The sequence below is a fragment of the Neisseria sp. P0024.S006 genome (assembly GCF_051956595.1).
Taxonomy (GTDB): domain Bacteria; phylum Pseudomonadota; class Gammaproteobacteria; order Burkholderiales; family Neisseriaceae; genus Neisseria.
On sequence record NZ_JBQCXH010000053.1, the window covers coordinates 1 to 454 of the forward strand.

The window sequence follows — 454 nt, forward strand, 5'->3', positions numbered from 1 at the left end:
GTAAGCGGGCTCCTTGCGGTTACCCTACCTAATTCTGGTATCCCCCACTCCCATGGCCTGTGACGGGCGGTGTGTACAGGACCCGGGAACGTATTCCCCGCAGTATGCTGACCTGCGATTACTAGCGATTCCGACTTCCTGCACTCGAGTTGCAGAGTGCAATCCGGACTACGATCGGTTTTGTGAGATTGGCTCCGCCTCGCGGCTTGGCTACCCTCTGTACCGACCATTGTATGCCGTGTGAAGCCCTGGTCATAAGGGCCATGAGGACCTGACGTCATCCCCACCTTCCTCCGACCTGCCACCGACAATCTCATTAGAGTGCCCAACTTAATGATGGCAACTAACGACACGGGTTGCGCTCGTTGCGGGACTCAAACCAACCTCTAACGACACGAGCTGACAACAACACTACAACACCTGTGTTCCGGCTCCCGCAGGCACTCCTCCGCCT

The 454-nt window shown here is 57.0% G+C and carries 1 rRNA gene; it reads right to left on the reverse strand.

The window, feature by feature from the left end:
• A 16S ribosomal RNA gene (locus ACTHUF_RS11230) occupies window positions 1-454 on the reverse strand; the annotation flags it as partial.